Below are 14,459 nucleotides of genomic sequence, written 5' to 3'. Positions count from 1 at the left end.
GAAAACTTCTCAGGCTTTTTTCATAAAGGGCCGGGTCAGCAGACCGACGGGGCCGTGGGTATACCAGCGGCCCGCGCTTTTGCTGCGGCTGTCGCGCCCCAGCGACTGGGTGAGGCGGTCGAGGATGATGGCCAGAATCACGATGCCGACGCCGCCGACGGCGGCCAGGCCCATATCGAGGCGGCCGATGCCGCGCAGCACCATCTGCCCCAGACCGCCGACGGCGATCATCGAGGCGATCACCACCATCGACAGGGCCAGCATCAGCGTCTGGTTAACCCCGGCCATAATGGTCGGCATCGCCAGCGGCAGCTGTACTTTGAACAGCAGCTGGCGCGGGCTGGAGCCGAATGACTCCGCCGCCTCGATCAGATCTTCCGGCACCTGATTGATCCCGAGGATCGTCAGGCGCACGATCGGCGGCAGGGCGAAGATAATGGTCACCACTACGCCCGGCACGTTACCGATGCCGAACAGCATGACGATCGGCACCAGATAGACGAACGCCGGCGTGGTCTGCATGGCGTCGAGCAGCGGCCGGATGATTTTGGCGGCGTGCCTGCTGCGCGCCAGCCAGATACCCAGCGGCAGGCCGATAACGATGCAGAAGAACAGCGCCGTCAGCACCAGCGCCAGCGTGACCATCGCCTGCGACCAGGCGCCGATTGCGCCGATGGCGATCAGCGACACCAGCGTGGCGGCGCCCATGCCGAGGCCGGACAGCTGCCAGGCGATCAGCGAGAACAGGATAATGGCGATCGGCGCCGGCATGCCCAGTAGCAGCTGTTGGAAACCGCTCAGGATAAAATCGACCGGCACGCGGATGCCCTGAAACAGCGGGCGGAAATGCAGCACCAGCCAGTCGATGCCCTGTGTGACCCAGGAGTCGAACGGCACCCAGGCCTTGTGGAACGGGTCAAGCAGGTTGAAATGCTCCGGCTGGGCCGGTGCGCTGTTCAGCCAGTCCGCACCGCCCTGAGCGGCCTGCTGTCCGGCGTCGTGTGCCGCGGGCGGCGGGTTGGCGGACCAGGCGTCGGCGCCGTGGCCGGCCGGCGCCTGGGCGGGCGCATCGCCGGCGGAGCCGCCGGTTGACCAGGGATCGCCGCTGCCGCCTGCGGGGGCGTCATGCGCCGGGGGATTGTGTGCCGGCGCGTCATGAGCCGGTGCGTTTTGCGCCGGGGCGTCCGGCTGTTCAGAGGCGCTTGCCCATGGATCCTGGTTTTTATCATCACTCATTCGCTGGGCCCTCTTTATCTAAAGCCTGCAGCAGCATGGCTTTGGAGATGATTCCGATATAGGTGTGCTCGTCGTCGATAACCGGTACGGCGCAGGGCGCCTGCGCCACCAGCGAAATCAGTTCGCTGAGCGGCATATCGGCGGCGACCGGCGCCGGAGCCTCCAGCAGCGCGTCATCGAGGCTCTGATTGGCCTCCAGCGCTTTTTCCAGCGAATCTATCGACACCACGCCGACAAACTTCTGTCCGCGGTCGAGCACATAGCCATAGCCGCGGTCTTCGTCGCGCAGCAGACGCAGCGCCGAACGCGGGCCGAAACCGGGGGTCTTGCGAATCAGGGTGACCGGACGGCGCTGGGCGATATCTTTCGCGCTGAAGACGTGGCTGATATCGACGCCGCGGAAGAAGGTGCGGACATAGTCGTTGGCCGGATTATTGAGAATTTCATCCGGCGTGCCGACCTGAATCACTTCGCCGCCCTGCATAATGGCGATGCGATCGCCAATGCGCATGGCTTCATCCAGATCGTGGGAAATAAAGACGATGGTGCGCTGATGTTTGGCCTGCAATTTCACCAGCTCATCCTGCATCTCGGTGCGAATTAACGGATCGAGCGCCGAGAAGGCTTCGTCCATCAGTAATATATCCGGATTATTCGCCATGGCGCGGGCCAGGCCGACGCGCTGGCGCATACCGCCGGACAGTTCATCCGGGTAGGAGTGGGCATAATTTTCCAGCCCGACCTGGCGCAGCGCCTCCAGCGCTTTTTGCTGCCGTTCCTGCAGCGGAATACCGGCCAGTTCCATGCCGAAGGCCGTATTATTGATGACATTCAGGTGCGGCATCAGCGCAAATGACTGGAACACCATGCTGATTTTATTTCTGCGTACCGTGCGCAGCGCAGACTCCGATATTTTTGCAATATCTTCGCCGTCGATGCGTACTTCGCCGCGGGTCGGGGTGATCAGACGATTGAGAAGGCGTACCAGGGTTGACTTCCCTGAGCCGGAAAGCCCCATGATGACGAAGATTTCGCCTTCTTCAATGGCCAGATTGGCATTTTTCACGCCAAGTGAAAGTCCGGTTTTTTCAAACAACTGGTCTTTGCTGAACCCTTTGTCTATCAGCTTAAATGCGCGATCCGGATGTTCACCGAATATTTTATATAGATTCTTGACTTCTATTTTAATTGACATGCAATGTGCTGTTTCCTCTGGTTTATTTCAAACGATAAAGAACTTCCTAATACGAAAATAATAGTGCTTCATACCCTAACACAGTGAGCATTTGAGACAAGTCTCAATGTTATAAATGCCTGGAACGGCGGTTTACATCAGGCATTATCTTGGCTATGGTAGAATTGCCAATGATTAAAATTATTGGCGGTGATGGCAAAATATTCCACTGCAGAGGGCGGATTTTCTGATAAATATCCGCAGCCTGCGGATGAAGGGTGTGGCGATATTTATCAGGAAAAAACTGACCTGCATTAAGGCTATTTTTTCGCGCTGAATGGCGGCGCGGCGGGTAAATTTCCGCTCGGCGGAAATAATAAAAAACCCGGCGGATGGCCGGGTGAAATTCATCAGTATTCAACAACAGACGTCGACATCGAGGGGATATCGCCGGGGCAGTGTAACCGGCGACTGTGACAGCCTGATGTCAGGCTACGCCTTGCGGTACAAGCGTCTGGGATGGCCGATATTGCCGTACACCATCTCAACCCGAACGAACTGCGTACTGACGCAGTACTCCAGATAGCGGCGCGCGGTGGTTTTGCTGATGCCGGCCTGTTCGACGATATCTTCGACCGCATGGGCATAATCTGGCCGGCGCAGAAACAGCGCCTGCACCAGTTCCAGCGTATTGGGTTCAATGCCCTTGGCGCTCGGCTCGGTGGAGAACTGCTTGGACTGCAGGTTGTACAGGGCGTCGACGTTGCTCTGGTCGATCACTTTAAAGGTGCGCTGGGTCTGCACAAACTGCATAAAACGCTCCAGCGAGTTGCGCAGCCGTTTATACGACAGCGGTTTGATAATGTAATCAAAGGCGCCGTTACGAATGGCCTGGCTGCAGGTGTGCATATCGCTGGCGGCGGTGATAAAGATCACCGAGCAGCCGGGATTTTTAACCGCCGGCTCTTCCATCAGATCAATGCCTTGCCCGTCCGGCAGGTAATTGTCCAGCAGGATCAGGCGCGGCCGCTGCGCGTTGACCTTGGCCCGCGCCTCGCTCAGGGTGGCGGCATAGGCGACGACGCGCAGGTTAAAATTCTTTTCGATAAACTCTGCATGCAGCGTTGCCAGCTGCGGTTCATCTTCGACGATCAAAACGTCCAGTGCTTCAGGTTGCATGCTTCGGGTGCCCGTTCGTTATCAATGCTTGGGGATAAACAGGGAAAAAATGGCGCCGTGCGGCTCATTGTCCGACACTTCGATACTGCCGTGCGCCTGGGCGACATAGCTGGCGACCAGGTGCAGGCCGATGCCGTGATCGCCGTGCGGTTTGGTGGATACGCCCTGGTCAAACAGCGTCTCGCGTATCTGCGCCGCGATGCCGCTGCCGTGGTCGGCGACCTCAATCACCAGCTCATTGCCGTTATCGTTGATATAGAGTTCTACCGCGTCGTGCGGCGCAGCGCAATGCAGGGTTGCTTCCACCGCGTTATCCAGCAGGTTGCCGATAATCGACATCAGTTCGGTTTCATTCAGCGCGGCCGGTATCTGGCGCAGCTGGCAGGCGGGGTCGAAACGCAGCTCTACGCCTTTCTCCCGCGCGCCGGCGTATTTGCCCAGCAGCAGGCCGCACAGTGCGGCGGAACTGAAACGCTGCGAAATAAAGTCGAGGATCTCCTGCGCGCCTTCCGACTGGGCCTCGACGTAGCGTATTGCTTCATCATAGCGCTGCATATGCAGCAGCCCGGCGAGGGTGGCGGTCCAGTTAAGCTGCTCGTGGCGCATGATGCGCAGGCTGTCGGCGTAGCGCTTCACCTGGCTGAGCTGGCTGCTCAGCGTATTGATGTCATTTTTATCGCGGAAGCTGATGACCCAGCCCTGCAGGCGATCGTCCTGCATGATGCGCACCCGGTTGGCGATTACCCGGACGTGGTTAAAACGGCAGACTTCGTCGTGGCAATCCTGGGCGAGCTGCGCCGGGCTGAAGAAATCCGGCTGCGCCTGGATCACCTCGGCGATATCGCGTCCCATCAGGCTGCCGGCCGGCTGACGCAGATCCAGCAGCTCGCGCGCGGCGTGGTTGATGGTGATGATCTTCTGCTGGGGATCGATGGCGATCACCCCTTCATAAATGGCTTCCAGCAGCGCCTTTTGTTGGCGCACCAGCAGGGCGATATCCTGCGGCTCCAGCCAGAACATCTGCCGTTTAAGATTTTTAGACAGCAGCCAGGAGAAAATAAACAGCGCGATCAGCAGCAGAATAATCGAACCGATAATTTGCGTCAGGGTGCGCGCATTTAAATTATCGATATGTGATTTAAGGTAGCCGACCGAAACAATACCGATCACCTGATTATTGTCATCGACGATCGGTGCTTTACTGCGTAATGAAATTCCGATGCCGCCTTTGCGAATGGAAATAATACTTTTACCTTCCAGCACCTCTTTATTATCGCCGCCGACCATTGCCGTGCCGTAACGGCCGGGATATTCGGAATGATACAGATGGCGCGCGTGGCGATCGCCGATCACAATATAACTGGCGTCGCTGCTGGCGCGGATCTTTTTCAGCAGGGCGGCGATGGCGTGGGGATCCTGCCGCTGCACCGCCTGCGACAGCGAGGGGATCAGGGCGATTTCGCGGGCCTGCACCTGCGCCCGCGCGCCCAGATCGCGGTGCAGCTGGGCGTCCAGCTGGTAATAGGTATAGGCGCCGATCAGCGTCAGCAGCAGGCAGGAAAACGCAACCAGACACAGAAACAGTTTGATTTGAAATGAGAGTTTTCTACGCATGGCGGCCGTCGTTCGGGAAGCTGATTGGGTGCTTACCCTATCACGAGATGCGTCGTAAGGCGTATTGCGTTCGATCAAGTTGTGATCGTCGCCGCCGCTTTATACTTGCCGCGGTGAATTCGGCGCTATTGTTTATAATTCAGTAAAGTTTAAATTAAATTATCTTTGAAACCATTAACACCACGCCGAATTTGACATAATCTGAATAAACACCATAGAAACCATAACCACCATTAAAAACCCTTTTTATCTTTGAACAGAATCACAGCGAATAATCTGTTGCATTATCTATGATGGCTGAACAAACCAATAAGAGGCCAGATTATGAGCACAACTGATGATTCTTATCTCGTTGCCAGCGATAAGACCGCAGACGTTCCGCTGCGGGAAAAGTGGTGGCGGATTTTGGACAATTACAAAATAGGCATTATTCCGCTGCCGTTCTTTTTGCTGGCCGGCGGGCTTATTTTGCTCGACTGTCTGGCGGGTAAGCTGCCCAGCGATATCGTGGTGATGGTGGCGACGCTGGCCTTTTTTGGTTTTGCCTGCGGCGAGTTCGGCAAGCGCCTGCCGCTGGTGGGGAAAATGGGGGCGGCGGCGATCTGCGCGACCTTTATCCCTTCCGCGCTGGTGCATTACGGTCTGCTGCCGGACGTGGTGGTGGAGTCGACCACCAAATTCTATAAGTCGACCAATATTCTTTATCTCTATATCTGCTGCATTATCGTCGGCAGTATTATGAGCATGAACCGCCAGGTGCTGATTCAGGGCTTCCTGCGCATTTTTGTACCGATGCTATGCGGCGAGATCGTCGGCATGCTGGTGGGGATGGGCGTCGGCATGGCGCTGGGGCTGGAGCCGTTCCAGATCTTCTTCTTCCTGATCCTGCCGATCATGGCCGGCGGCGTCGGCGAAGGGGCGATCCCGCTGTCGATGGGCTACGCGACGATCCTGCATATGGAACAGGGCGTGGCGCTGGGGCGCATTCTGCCGATCGTTATGCTCGGCAGCCTGACGGCGATCATTATGGCCGGCCTGCTGAACCAGCTGGGCAAGCGCTATCCGCACCTGACCGGCGAAGGCAGCCTGATGCCGAGCAAGGCGGGCGACGGCGAAATGTCGGCGGTGGAAAAAGTCAGCGGTAAGGTCGACGTCAGCACCCTGGCCTGCGGCGCGCTGCTGGCTATTCTGCTGTATATGGTAGGAATGTTGCTGCACCGTATGATTGGCCTGCCGGCGCCGGTCGGCATGCTGTTTGCCGCGGTGGCGGTCAAATTGGCGCACGGCGTGTCGCCGCGGATTCAGGAAGGCTCGCAGGTGGTGTACAAGTTTTTCCGCACCGCGGTGACCTACCCGATTCTGTTCGCCGTCGGCGTGGCGATTACCCCGTGGCAGGAGCTGGTGGACGCCTTTACCCTGCAAAATCTGATCGTGATCGTCTGCACCGTCGGCGCGCTGGTGGGCACCGGCTTCCTGGTCGGTAAGAAAATCGGCATGCACCCGATCGATGTCGCCATCGTTTCCTGCTGCCAGAGCGGGCAGGGCGGCACCGGCGACGTGGCGATCCTGACGGCGGGCAACCGCATGTCGCTGATGCCGTTTGCCCAGATCGCCACCCGCATCGGCGGCGCGATCAACGTCTCCCTTTCTCTGCTGGTGTTGTCGCACTTCTTTGCCTGAGGCTATTCCTTAGTTTGTTCTTTGCCTTGCCCCGTCCCCACGGGGCTTTTTTTTTAGCTGCTTAAAACGCCCAGTCTTCATCCTCGGTGATCACCGCCTTGCCAATCACGTACGACGACCCCGAACCGGAGAAGAAGTCGTGGTTCTCATCGGCGTTGGGCGAGAGCGCCGACAGAATCGCCGGGTTGACCTCCGCCATGGCGGCCGGGAACAGCGCCTCGTAGCCGAGGTTCATCAGCGCCTTGTTGGCGTTGTAGTGCAGGAAGGTTTTTACCTCTTCGGTCCAGCCCACCTCGTCGTACAGCTCTTCGGTGTAGTGCACTTCGTTTTCGTACAGATCCTGCAGCAGGTCGAAGGCGAAGCGCTTCACCTGCTGACGGCGGACGGCGTCGACCCGCTCCAGCCCTTTCTGGAATTTATAGCCGATGTAGTAACCATGCACCGCCTCATCGCGGATGATCAGACGGATCAGATCGGCGGTATTGGTCAGCTTGGCGCGGCTGGACCAGTACATCGGCAGATAAAAGCCGGAGTAGAACAGGAAGGATTCCAGAAACACGCTGGCGACCTTTTTCAGCAGCGGATCGTCGCTGCGGTAGTGCGCCAGGATGATATCGGCCTTTTTCTGCAGCGCGCGGTTCTCTTCGCTCCAGCGGTAAGCCTCATCGACGTCGCGGGTCTGGCACAGCGTGGAAAAAATCGAGCTGTAGGAGCGCGCGTGCACCGCTTCCATAAAGCTGATATTGGAATAGACCGCCTCCTCGTGCGGGGTGAGGGCATCGCCGATCAGCATCGGCGCGCCGACGGTGTTCTGAATGGTGTCCAGCAGCGTCAGACCGGTGAAGACGCGGATGGTCAACTGTTGCTCCTTCGCCGTCAGCGTGCCCCAGGAGGGTATGTCGTTCGACAGCGGCACCTTCTCCGGCAGCCAGAAATTGGCGGTCAGCCGGTTCCACACTTCCAGATCTTTATCGTCTTCGATTTTATTCCAGTTGATCGCCTGGACTCTCTGCAGTTTCATCATGTTCCTCACAGTGCGCAGGACACGCAGCCCTGAACTTCGGTGCCTTCCAGCGCCATCTGACGCAGACGGATGTAATAGATGGTCTTGATGCCTTTGCGCCAGGCGTAGATCTGCGCCCGGTTGATGTCGCGGGTGGTGGCGCTGTCGCGGAAGAACAGCGTCAGCGACAGCCCCTGGTCGACATGCTGGCTGGCGGCGGCGTAGGTATCGATGATTTTTTCCGGGCCGATGTCGTAGGCATCCTGGTAATACTCCACATTGTCATTGGTCATATAGGGCGCCGGGTAATAGACGCGGCCGATCTTGCCTTCCTTGCGGATCTCGATGCGCGAGACGATCGGGTGGATGCTGGAGGTGGAGTTGTTGATATAGGAAATCGACCCGGTCGGCGGCACCGCCTGCAGGTTTTGGTTGTACAAACCGTGCAGCATCACCGACTGGCGCAGCGCCTGCCAGTCCGCCTGCGTCGGGATGGCGACCCCCGCGTCGGCAAACAGTGCGCTTACCCGCTCGGTCTGCGGCAGCCACTGACGGTCGATATATTTGCTGAAGTACTCGCCGCTGGCATAGGCCGATTGTTCAAAGCCGCCGAAGCTGCATTGGCGCTCGATCGCCAGCCGATTGGAGGCGCGCAGGGCGTGGTAGGCGACGCAGTAAAAATAGATATTGGTGAAGTCGATCCCCTCCGGCGAGCCGTAGAAGATGCGCTCGCGCGCCAGATAGCCGTGCAGGTTCATCTGGCCGAGGCCAATGGCGCGTGAGGCGCGGTTGCCTTCGGCAATGGAGGGCACGGCGCTGATATCGCTCATCTCGGCCACCGCGGTCAGCGCGCGGATGGCGGTTTCCACCGTGTTGCCGAAGTCCGGCGCGTCCATGGTTTTGGCGATGTTCAGCGAGCCCAGATTGCAGGAGATATCCTTGCCGATCTGCTGATAGCTGAGGTCGGCGTGGTAATGGCTGGCGCGGTTGACCTGCAGGATCTCCGAACACAGGTTGCTCATATTGATGCGGCCGGCAATCGGGTTGGCGCGGTTCACCGTATCTTCAAACATAATATAGGGATAACCGGACTCAAACTGAATTTCCGCCAGCAGCTGGAAGAACTCACGCGCGTTGATGCGCGACTTGCGGATGTGCTTGTCGTCCACCATTTCCCGGTATTTTTCGCTGACGCTGAGTTCCGACAGCGGCATGCCGTACACCCGTTCGACGTCATACGGCGAGAACAGGTACATCTCTTCATTGTTTTTCGCCAGCTCGAAGGTGATGTCCGGGATCACTACGCCGAGGGACAGCGTCTTGATACGGATTTTTTCGTCGGCATTTTCGCGCTTGGTGTCCAGGAAGCGCAGAATGTCCGGATGGTGGGCGTGCAGATACACCGCGCCGGCGCCCTGTCTGGCGCCCAGCTGATTGGCGTAGGAGAAGGCGTCCTCCAGCATCTTCATGATCGGGATCACTCCGGACGACTGGTTCTCAATCCGCTTGATCGGCGCGCCGGCTTCGCGGATGTTGCTCAGCAAAAAGGCCACGCCGCCGCCGCGCTTCGACAGCTGCAGCGCGGAATTCACCGCCCGGCCGATCGACTCCATATTGTCTTCGATGCGCAGCAGGAAACAGGAAACCAGCTCGCCGCGCTGTTTTTTACCACTGTTGAGGAAGGTGGGCGTCGCCGGCTGAAAACGTCCGGCGATCATCTCTTCCACCAGATTCTGCGCCAGCGTGGTGTCGCCGGCCGCCAGCGTCAGCGCCACCATGCATACCCGGTCCTCATAGCGCTCCAGGTAGCGTTTACCGTCGAAGGTCTTCAGCGTATAGCCGGTGTAATACTTAAAGGCGCCGAGGAAGGTGGCAAAGCGGAACTTCTTGGCATAGGCCTGCTTGAACAGCTGCTTGATAAACGGGAATTCATACTGCGTCAGCACCTGTGGCTCGTAATAGCCTTCATCCACCAGATAGCGCAGCTTCTCCGCCAGATTGTGGAAAAACACCGTGTTCTGGTTCACGTGCTGCAAGAAATAGTGGCGCGCCGCCTGTTTATCCCGCTCAAACTGGATGCGCCCCTCGGCGTCGTAAAGATTGAGCATGGCGTTGAGCGCGTGGTAGTCCAGCGTCTCAGCGCCGGGTCGGATCAATTCTGTCGTTGCCAAAATGCGGTTACTCCCTGTCGTACGTTTGCAACGTCTTGTGCGGTGCCGAGCAGTTCAAAGCGGTAGAGAAAAGGCACCTGACATTTTTGGGCGATAATCTCGCCGGCGATGCCATACGCTGCGCCGAAGTTGGTGTTGCCGGCGGCGATGACGCCGCGCAGATAAGCACGATTGTGCGGATCGTTGAGAAAGCGGATCACCTGGATCGGTACCGCGCCGGTGGCGCTGCCGCCGCCATAGCTGGGTACGACCAAAATGTAGGGTTGATCCAGCTGCAGCTTTTCGCGGCTGCCGGCGATGGGAATGCGGATCGCCGGCAGCCCAAGTTTTTCAACAAACCTGTGCGTGTTCTCCGAACTGCTGGAGAAATAGACCAGTGGGTTCATCAACCTGGCTCACGATGCCGCGGCGTGAAGCAGTGCGCCGATCTTGTCGGGGCGAAAACCCGACCAGTGATCGTCGCCGGCAACGATCACCGGAACCTGCTGGTAGCCTAATGATTTGACATGGTTGAGCGCTTGCCGATCCTGAGTGAGATCGACCACCTGATAGGCAATTCCCTGCTTATCGAATGCGCGATAGGTTGCGTTGCACTGGACGCAGTCCGGTTTACTGTAAATAATAATACTCATGATTCGCATTTACCTTTTGGTCTGAAGGAAAGGCGGTAAAGTCAGAAAGCGCAAGCGGGTTTGGCATTTCCTGACGCGTCATCAACCCGTACGCTGTCCCCGTGGTTGATGTTTAAGATACTAGATATTGATCTAAATTTTATCAACCACGCTATATATGGTGTTTTGTCGGGTTTTGGTCTGAGGCCGCGCCGGGGCTGGATCGGTGGTGGAAAATTTTTTTATGGCGGTAAACGCAGGGGGCATCCGGCTGGCTTGGCGCTGAGCCGGCGGTGTTACGGAGGGATGAAAGTAAGCGGCCCGCGGTTTCCCGCGGGCCAGACGCACATCTGTTTTATCTTTATGACTGCAAGGGGTGTTAACGCCGGGCCGGCAGCGCGTCGGGCGTGATGCCCACGTTCTGCCAAGGTTTGTCATGCACATATTCATCAGCACATCTTGATAGTGTAGACCATTTTTTCAGCTGCGCATCGGCAAGTGTGACAGTCAGCGTCCGCGGGTTTGTACATTTGGTTACTCAAGGAAACCAATCACTCACGGAAAGGCGACGGTGCTTCTTCTAGTATCTGCTGCAACGGCCCACGGGGGCTTACCGAAGAACGTACTGAGGAATGTAATGATGAAAAAATTATTAGCTCTGGCTGTTGCGGCAACGATGGGTCTGTCTTCCGTTGCTTTCGCGGCTGAAACCGCGGCTGCGCCGGCAACCGCTGCTGCACCTGCGACCGCTGCCGCACCGGCAGCTGCTGCGACCAAAGCGCCGGCAAAAACCAGCCACAAGAAAACTCACCACAAGAAAGCGCATAAAAAAGCCGCAGAGCAGAAAGCTCAGGCTGCAAAAGCGAAAAAACACGCTAAAAAAGCCCCGGCGCAAAAAGCGCAGGCCGCTAAAAAACATCACAAAAAAGCCGGCAAAGGCAAGAAAGCCGCTTGAATAACTGATGGTAATGCCAGACGCCAGGCGTCTGGCTGATTAAGTCTGATCCCGACACCCGGTCCCCCCCGGGTGTTTTTTTAGGGCCGCCGGTCATGATAAATCGCTATCTGTTGGCGCTGATCTGCAGCGTACTTACCCTGTGCGGGCTGCTGGTGGCCTGGTGGCTGTTTCTGAACCACTTTTTGTAAGCACCACTGCCGTTTGTCGGCGCTCGTTTGCCCTGGCAGATCCCGCATAACTTTCCCGCTCGCTGCGCCGCCAAACGCCTGTCTGGCATGGCAGAAGGCTGCGCCATGCCGCCATAAACCGTACGTCAAGAATAGTCTGAAACCCCCGCGTAGAGGGCGAAAAATTATTGTTTCAGCCAATGATTCCGGTAAGGTCGCACGGCAGTCAGGAATGAGAGGAGAAAGCGATGTATTTACGGCCGGATGAAGTGGCTAAGGTGTTGGAGAGTGCCGGCTTCAAGTGCGACTCGATGAGTGACCAGGCTTACGGTTACCGTAAGGATGAGCACTATGTGTATGTGAACCGGGAAGCCCGGATGGGCAGAACCGCGCTGGTGATACACCCGGCGTTAAAAGAGCGCAGCCGCTATTTTGCGACGCCGGCGTCGCCGGTGCGCGCCAGCGAGCAATACCTTGAATTCCCGCTGGACGTCAGCGGCCAGCGTTACGGCATTCCCCACGGTTTCAGCTCGCGCGAAGCGCTGACCCGCTACCTCTACAGCATGTTTCTGTAATTCCGGCGCTGCGGGTTGCGTTGCGCCGCTAATCAGCCGTTGGCTACCGCGTCCAGATTAAAGCGCGCATTATAGGCGCGGCGGAACTGCGCCAGTTCAAACGCATCCAGATCCAGCTCGGCAAAGTAAAACAGGGCGGATTCCGTGTATTCCGCGTTCAGCTCCGGCGACAGGCCGGCGCGGATCAGCATATCGCGCCACTGGGCGAGCTGGACGTCGTCCGCCTCCTTGATAAAGGCGACGTAGATAAACAGCAGGTAGGCGGCCCGGTGCATCTCTTCGGTATAGCCATTATTCAGCATACGAATAAACGCCTGGCTGTTGCGAGCGCCCATCTCTTGCATCATCGACTCAATCAGCATGGGTTTGACCCGCAGCCACTGGGCCAGCGAGTCAACGGCCTTGCGGGTGTCGGACGTCAGGATCCGGTAGCCGGCGATAAATACGACGATCAGGACAGCGATGATAATCCACGTCATGGCGGTAGTTTCTACTCAGTGATGACCTGAGGCGCCGGGGTGGCGCCCGTCGTCTTAGTGTTGTTCGCCGCTGAAGTTCCCTGCGGCCTGCTGCTGATTTTGCAGATGGTGGTTGAACGTGGCGGCGTCTTTCGCCAGCGCGTCCAGATGTGCGCCCAGCATTTTGATCTGTTTTACCAGCGCATGCTGCTGCGGAACGGAAGTGGCGGTGCTCAGTTTACGCGCCAGTTGCTCATTTTGCGCATGCAGCACGGCCTCACGCCGTTTGGCTTCCTCCAGCAGCGCCATTTCACGCTGTTTGGATTCTTCCAGCTGTTGTTGCAGAGCGTCATAGCTTTGTTGCCATTCGCGGTGCTGCCTTTCGAAGCTGGCCTGCAACTCATTCATTGCATTTTGAAACTGGATTTCCAGCTCGCGCATAGTCATGGTCTTCTTCCCTTTGCGGCACTCAGTAGTCTGTCTGCAGTATAACGAAAAGCGCGCGCAAGCTCACCCGTTGCGAACAAATGCAGACAAACTCCCGGTGTGCATCCGGAACTTGCAACCTGGCGGCAGGGTCTTACAATCAACCCAATCCCCCGCAGCACAAGGAGCCACAGGTCGTTTCCGGTATCAATCCCCCAAGTGAGTGGCAGCGAGATGAGCAACGAAGATAAAGGCTTTTTTGAGCAGGCGATGGCGGACGTCATCCCGTTATCCGGGCGGCAGCAAACGCTGTATCTGCAACCGCAGTCCCAGGTCGATAAGCGCGCACGGCGCGACGCGCTGGCGCAGTCAGAGGAAAACCCGCTCAGCAGCGATTTTTTGACGATTATTCCCGGCGATGAGCCGCTCGAATACAAACGGGAAGGCATTCAGCAGGGCGTGCTGGATAAGCTGCGCAGCGGACGCTACGCGCCGCAGGCCAGTCTGCACCTGCTGAGGCGGCCGGTGGAGGCCTGCCGGCAGGAGCTGTACCGGTTTATCATGCTGGCGGAAAAACAGAACCTGCGTTCGCTGCTGATCGTGCATGGTCGTGGGCGTGATGATGAGAGCCATGCCAACATTGTGCGCAGCTACGTCGCCAAGTGGCTGGCGCAGCTGGAGCAGGTGCAGGCCTTTTGCCGCGCGCTGCCGCGTGACGGCGGCGAGGGCGCCTGCTATGTGACGCTGCGTAAATCCGCGGCGGCCAAAGCGGACAATTTCGAGCGTCACGCCAAGCGCAGCCGCTAACGTCGTGCGCTCAGGCTGACTGTAGATTGGCGATTTCCAGCAGGTTGTTATCCGGATCGCGCAGGTACAGCGAAAGCAGGGGGCCAATCGCGCCGGTGCGCTCTACCGGTCCCTCCTCAATGATGACGCCGAGGTCGTCCAGCTCTGCGATCACCTCGGCGAGCGGGGTGGAGGTAATAAAACACAGGTCGGCCGAACCGGCCGTGGGGCGGTGGGCCTTTGGTTCAAACTCATGCCCCTGCCGGTGCAGATTGATTTTTTGCTGGCCGAAGCGCAGGGCCTTGCGGTCGCCGCGAAAGGTGATGATGTCAAAGCCCAGTACCTGCTGGTAAAACTGACAGCTGCGTTCAATATCCGCCACCGTTAACACCAGGTGGTCCAGTCGTTCTATTTTCATGAT

Annotated in this window: 16 protein-coding genes; 4 read left to right on the top strand and 12 right to left on the bottom strand. The window is 57.9% G+C overall.

Going from position 1 to position 14,459, the window contains the following annotated elements; all coding sequences use genetic code 11:
- Positions 1 to 9: 9 nt before the first annotated feature.
- The 5 genes from proW to D781_RS16700 form a co-directional block, all read right to left on the bottom strand.
- Positions 10 to 1,236: a glycine betaine/L-proline ABC transporter permease ProW gene (gene proW, locus D781_RS16720; RefSeq protein ID WP_015673512.1), complete on the bottom strand. Its 1,227-nt coding sequence runs from the start codon at positions 1,234 to 1,236 to the stop codon at positions 10 to 12.
- A complete protein-coding gene (gene proV, locus D781_RS16715; RefSeq protein WP_015673511.1) occupies positions 1,229 to 2,431 on the bottom strand; it encodes a glycine betaine/L-proline ABC transporter ATP-binding protein ProV in 1,203 nt (400 codons plus the stop codon). The genes proW and proV overlap by 8 nt, the downstream gene beginning before the upstream one ends.
- Positions 2,432 to 2,540: 109 nt before the next feature.
- The gene (locus tag D781_RS16710) at positions 2,541 to 2,831 is read right to left on the bottom strand and encodes a hypothetical protein (RefSeq protein ID WP_124014457.1); all 291 of its coding nucleotides are present in this window, start codon (positions 2,829 to 2,831) and stop codon (positions 2,541 to 2,543) included.
- Positions 2,832 to 2,902: 71 nt separating this feature from the next.
- Positions 2,903 to 3,589: a response regulator gene (locus D781_RS16705; protein ID WP_015673510.1), complete on the bottom strand. Its 687-nt coding sequence runs from the start codon at positions 3,587 to 3,589 to the stop codon at positions 2,903 to 2,905.
- A gap of 21 nt (positions 3,590 to 3,610) precedes the next feature.
- Positions 3,611 to 5,203: a sensor histidine kinase gene (locus D781_RS16700; protein WP_015673509.1), complete on the bottom strand. Its 1,593-nt coding sequence runs from the start codon at positions 5,201 to 5,203 to the stop codon at positions 3,611 to 3,613.
- Positions 5,204 to 5,527: 324 nt separating this feature from the next.
- Between D781_RS16700 and D781_RS16695 the strand changes: the two genes are divergently transcribed.
- A complete protein-coding gene (locus D781_RS16695; protein ID WP_015673508.1) occupies positions 5,528 to 6,883 on the top strand; it encodes a 2-hydroxycarboxylate transporter family protein in 1,356 nt (451 codons plus the stop codon).
- 61 nt (positions 6,884 to 6,944) lie between these two features.
- Here D781_RS16695 and nrdF read toward each other — a convergent pair whose 3' ends face one another.
- The 4 genes from nrdF to nrdH are packed head-to-tail and all read right to left on the bottom strand — an operon-like array spanning position 6,945 to position 10,689.
- On the bottom strand, positions 6,945 to 7,907 hold the full coding sequence (gene nrdF, locus D781_RS16690) for a class 1b ribonucleoside-diphosphate reductase subunit beta (protein ID WP_071823851.1): 963 nt from the start codon (positions 7,905 to 7,907) through the stop codon (positions 6,945 to 6,947).
- 5 nt (positions 7,908 to 7,912) lie between these two features.
- Positions 7,913 to 10,057, bottom strand: a complete 2,145-nt coding sequence (gene nrdE / locus D781_RS16685) for a class 1b ribonucleoside-diphosphate reductase subunit alpha (protein WP_015673506.1) — start codon at positions 10,055 to 10,057, stop codon at positions 7,913 to 7,915.
- Complete coding sequence (nrdI, locus tag D781_RS16680) at positions 10,039 to 10,443, bottom strand: class Ib ribonucleoside-diphosphate reductase assembly flavoprotein NrdI (RefSeq protein WP_015673505.1); 405 nt, start codon at positions 10,441 to 10,443, stop codon at positions 10,039 to 10,041. The genes nrdE and nrdI overlap by 19 nt, the downstream gene beginning before the upstream one ends.
- Before the next feature lie 9 nt (positions 10,444 to 10,452).
- The gene (gene nrdH / locus D781_RS16675) at positions 10,453 to 10,689 is read right to left on the bottom strand and encodes a glutaredoxin-like protein NrdH (RefSeq protein ID WP_015673504.1); all 237 of its coding nucleotides are present in this window, start codon (positions 10,687 to 10,689) and stop codon (positions 10,453 to 10,455) included.
- 619 nt (positions 10,690 to 11,308) lie between these two features.
- Here nrdH and asr point away from each other — a divergent pair.
- Both asr and D781_RS16665 read left to right on the top strand, forming a co-directional pair.
- Entirely contained in the window at positions 11,309 to 11,623 is a 315-nt protein-coding gene (gene asr / locus D781_RS16670) for an acid resistance repetitive basic protein Asr (RefSeq protein WP_041412187.1), read from the top strand.
- Positions 11,624 to 12,041: 418 nt separating this feature from the next.
- Complete coding sequence (locus D781_RS16665) at positions 12,042 to 12,368, top strand: DUF2002 family protein (RefSeq protein WP_015673502.1); 327 nt, start codon at positions 12,042 to 12,044, stop codon at positions 12,366 to 12,368.
- Positions 12,369 to 12,400: 32 nt separating this feature from the next.
- On the opposite strand, the gene D781_RS16660 is transcribed toward D781_RS16665, so the two are convergent.
- Positions 12,401 to 12,847, bottom strand: coding sequence for a DUF1198 family protein (locus D781_RS16660; RefSeq protein WP_015673501.1), 447 nt, complete (start codon positions 12,845 to 12,847; stop codon positions 12,401 to 12,403).
- 54 nt (positions 12,848 to 12,901) lie between these two features.
- Complete coding sequence (locus D781_RS16655; RefSeq protein ID WP_015673500.1) at positions 12,902 to 13,273, bottom strand: MbeD/MobD family mobilization/exclusion protein; 372 nt, start codon at positions 13,271 to 13,273, stop codon at positions 12,902 to 12,904.
- 213 nt (positions 13,274 to 13,486) lie between these two features.
- Here D781_RS16655 and smrA point away from each other — a divergent pair, with 213 nt between their 5' ends.
- Entirely contained in the window at positions 13,487 to 14,059 is a 573-nt protein-coding gene (gene smrA, locus D781_RS16650; RefSeq protein WP_015673499.1) for a DNA endonuclease SmrA, read from the top strand.
- A gap of 10 nt (positions 14,060 to 14,069) precedes the next feature.
- On the opposite strand, the gene D781_RS16645 is transcribed toward smrA, so the two are convergent.
- The gene (locus tag D781_RS16645) at positions 14,070 to 14,456 is read right to left on the bottom strand and encodes a VOC family protein (RefSeq protein ID WP_015673498.1); all 387 of its coding nucleotides are present in this window, start codon (positions 14,454 to 14,456) and stop codon (positions 14,070 to 14,072) included.
- Between the last annotated feature and the right edge of the window lie 3 nt (positions 14,457 to 14,459).

It is taken from the genome of Serratia sp. FGI94, assembly GCF_000330865.1.
Lineage (GTDB): Bacteria > Pseudomonadota > Gammaproteobacteria > Enterobacterales > Enterobacteriaceae > Serratia_B > Serratia_B rubidaea.
Note: the sequence above shows the minus strand (reverse complement) of the source record. Positions and strands in the feature narration are given on the sequence as shown.

Bases quoted from the DNA above. Each gene is read 5' to 3' on its own strand.
- nrdH (WP_015673504.1), bottom strand. From the start codon at position 10,689: ATGAGTATTATTATTTACAGTAAACCGGACTGCGTCCAGTGCAACGCA.
- D781_RS16655 (WP_015673500.1), bottom strand. From the start codon at position 13,273: ATGACTATGCGCGAGCTGGAAATCCAGTTTCAAAATGCAATGAATGAG.
- D781_RS16705 (WP_015673510.1), bottom strand. From the start codon at position 3,589: ATGCAACCTGAAGCACTGGACGTTTTGATCGTCGAAGATGAACCGCAG.
- D781_RS16665 (WP_015673502.1), top strand. From the start codon at position 12,042: ATGTATTTACGGCCGGATGAAGTGGCTAAGGTGTTGGAGAGTGCCGGC.
- nrdI (WP_015673505.1), bottom strand. From the start codon at position 10,443: ATGAACCCACTGGTCTATTTCTCCAGCAGTTCGGAGAACACGCACAGG.
- D781_RS16645 (WP_015673498.1), bottom strand. From the start codon at position 14,456: ATGAAAATAGAACGACTGGACCACCTGGTGTTAACGGTGGCGGATATT.
- D781_RS16695 (WP_015673508.1), top strand. From the start codon at position 5,528: ATGAGCACAACTGATGATTCTTATCTCGTTGCCAGCGATAAGACCGCA.
- nrdF (WP_071823851.1), bottom strand. From the start codon at position 7,907: ATGATGAAACTGCAGAGAGTCCAGGCGATCAACTGGAATAAAATCGAA.
- asr (WP_041412187.1), top strand. From the start codon at position 11,309: ATGAAAAAATTATTAGCTCTGGCTGTTGCGGCAACGATGGGTCTGTCT.
- D781_RS16700 (WP_015673509.1), bottom strand. From the start codon at position 5,203: ATGCGTAGAAAACTCTCATTTCAAATCAAACTGTTTCTGTGTCTGGTT.
- proV (WP_015673511.1), bottom strand. From the start codon at position 2,431: ATGTCAATTAAAATAGAAGTCAAGAATCTATATAAAATATTCGGTGAA.
- D781_RS16660 (WP_015673501.1), bottom strand. From the start codon at position 12,847: ATGACGTGGATTATCATCGCTGTCCTGATCGTCGTATTTATCGCCGGC.
- smrA (WP_015673499.1), top strand. From the start codon at position 13,487: ATGAGCAACGAAGATAAAGGCTTTTTTGAGCAGGCGATGGCGGACGTC.
- proW (WP_015673512.1), bottom strand. From the start codon at position 1,236: ATGAGTGATGATAAAAACCAGGATCCATGGGCAAGCGCCTCTGAACAG.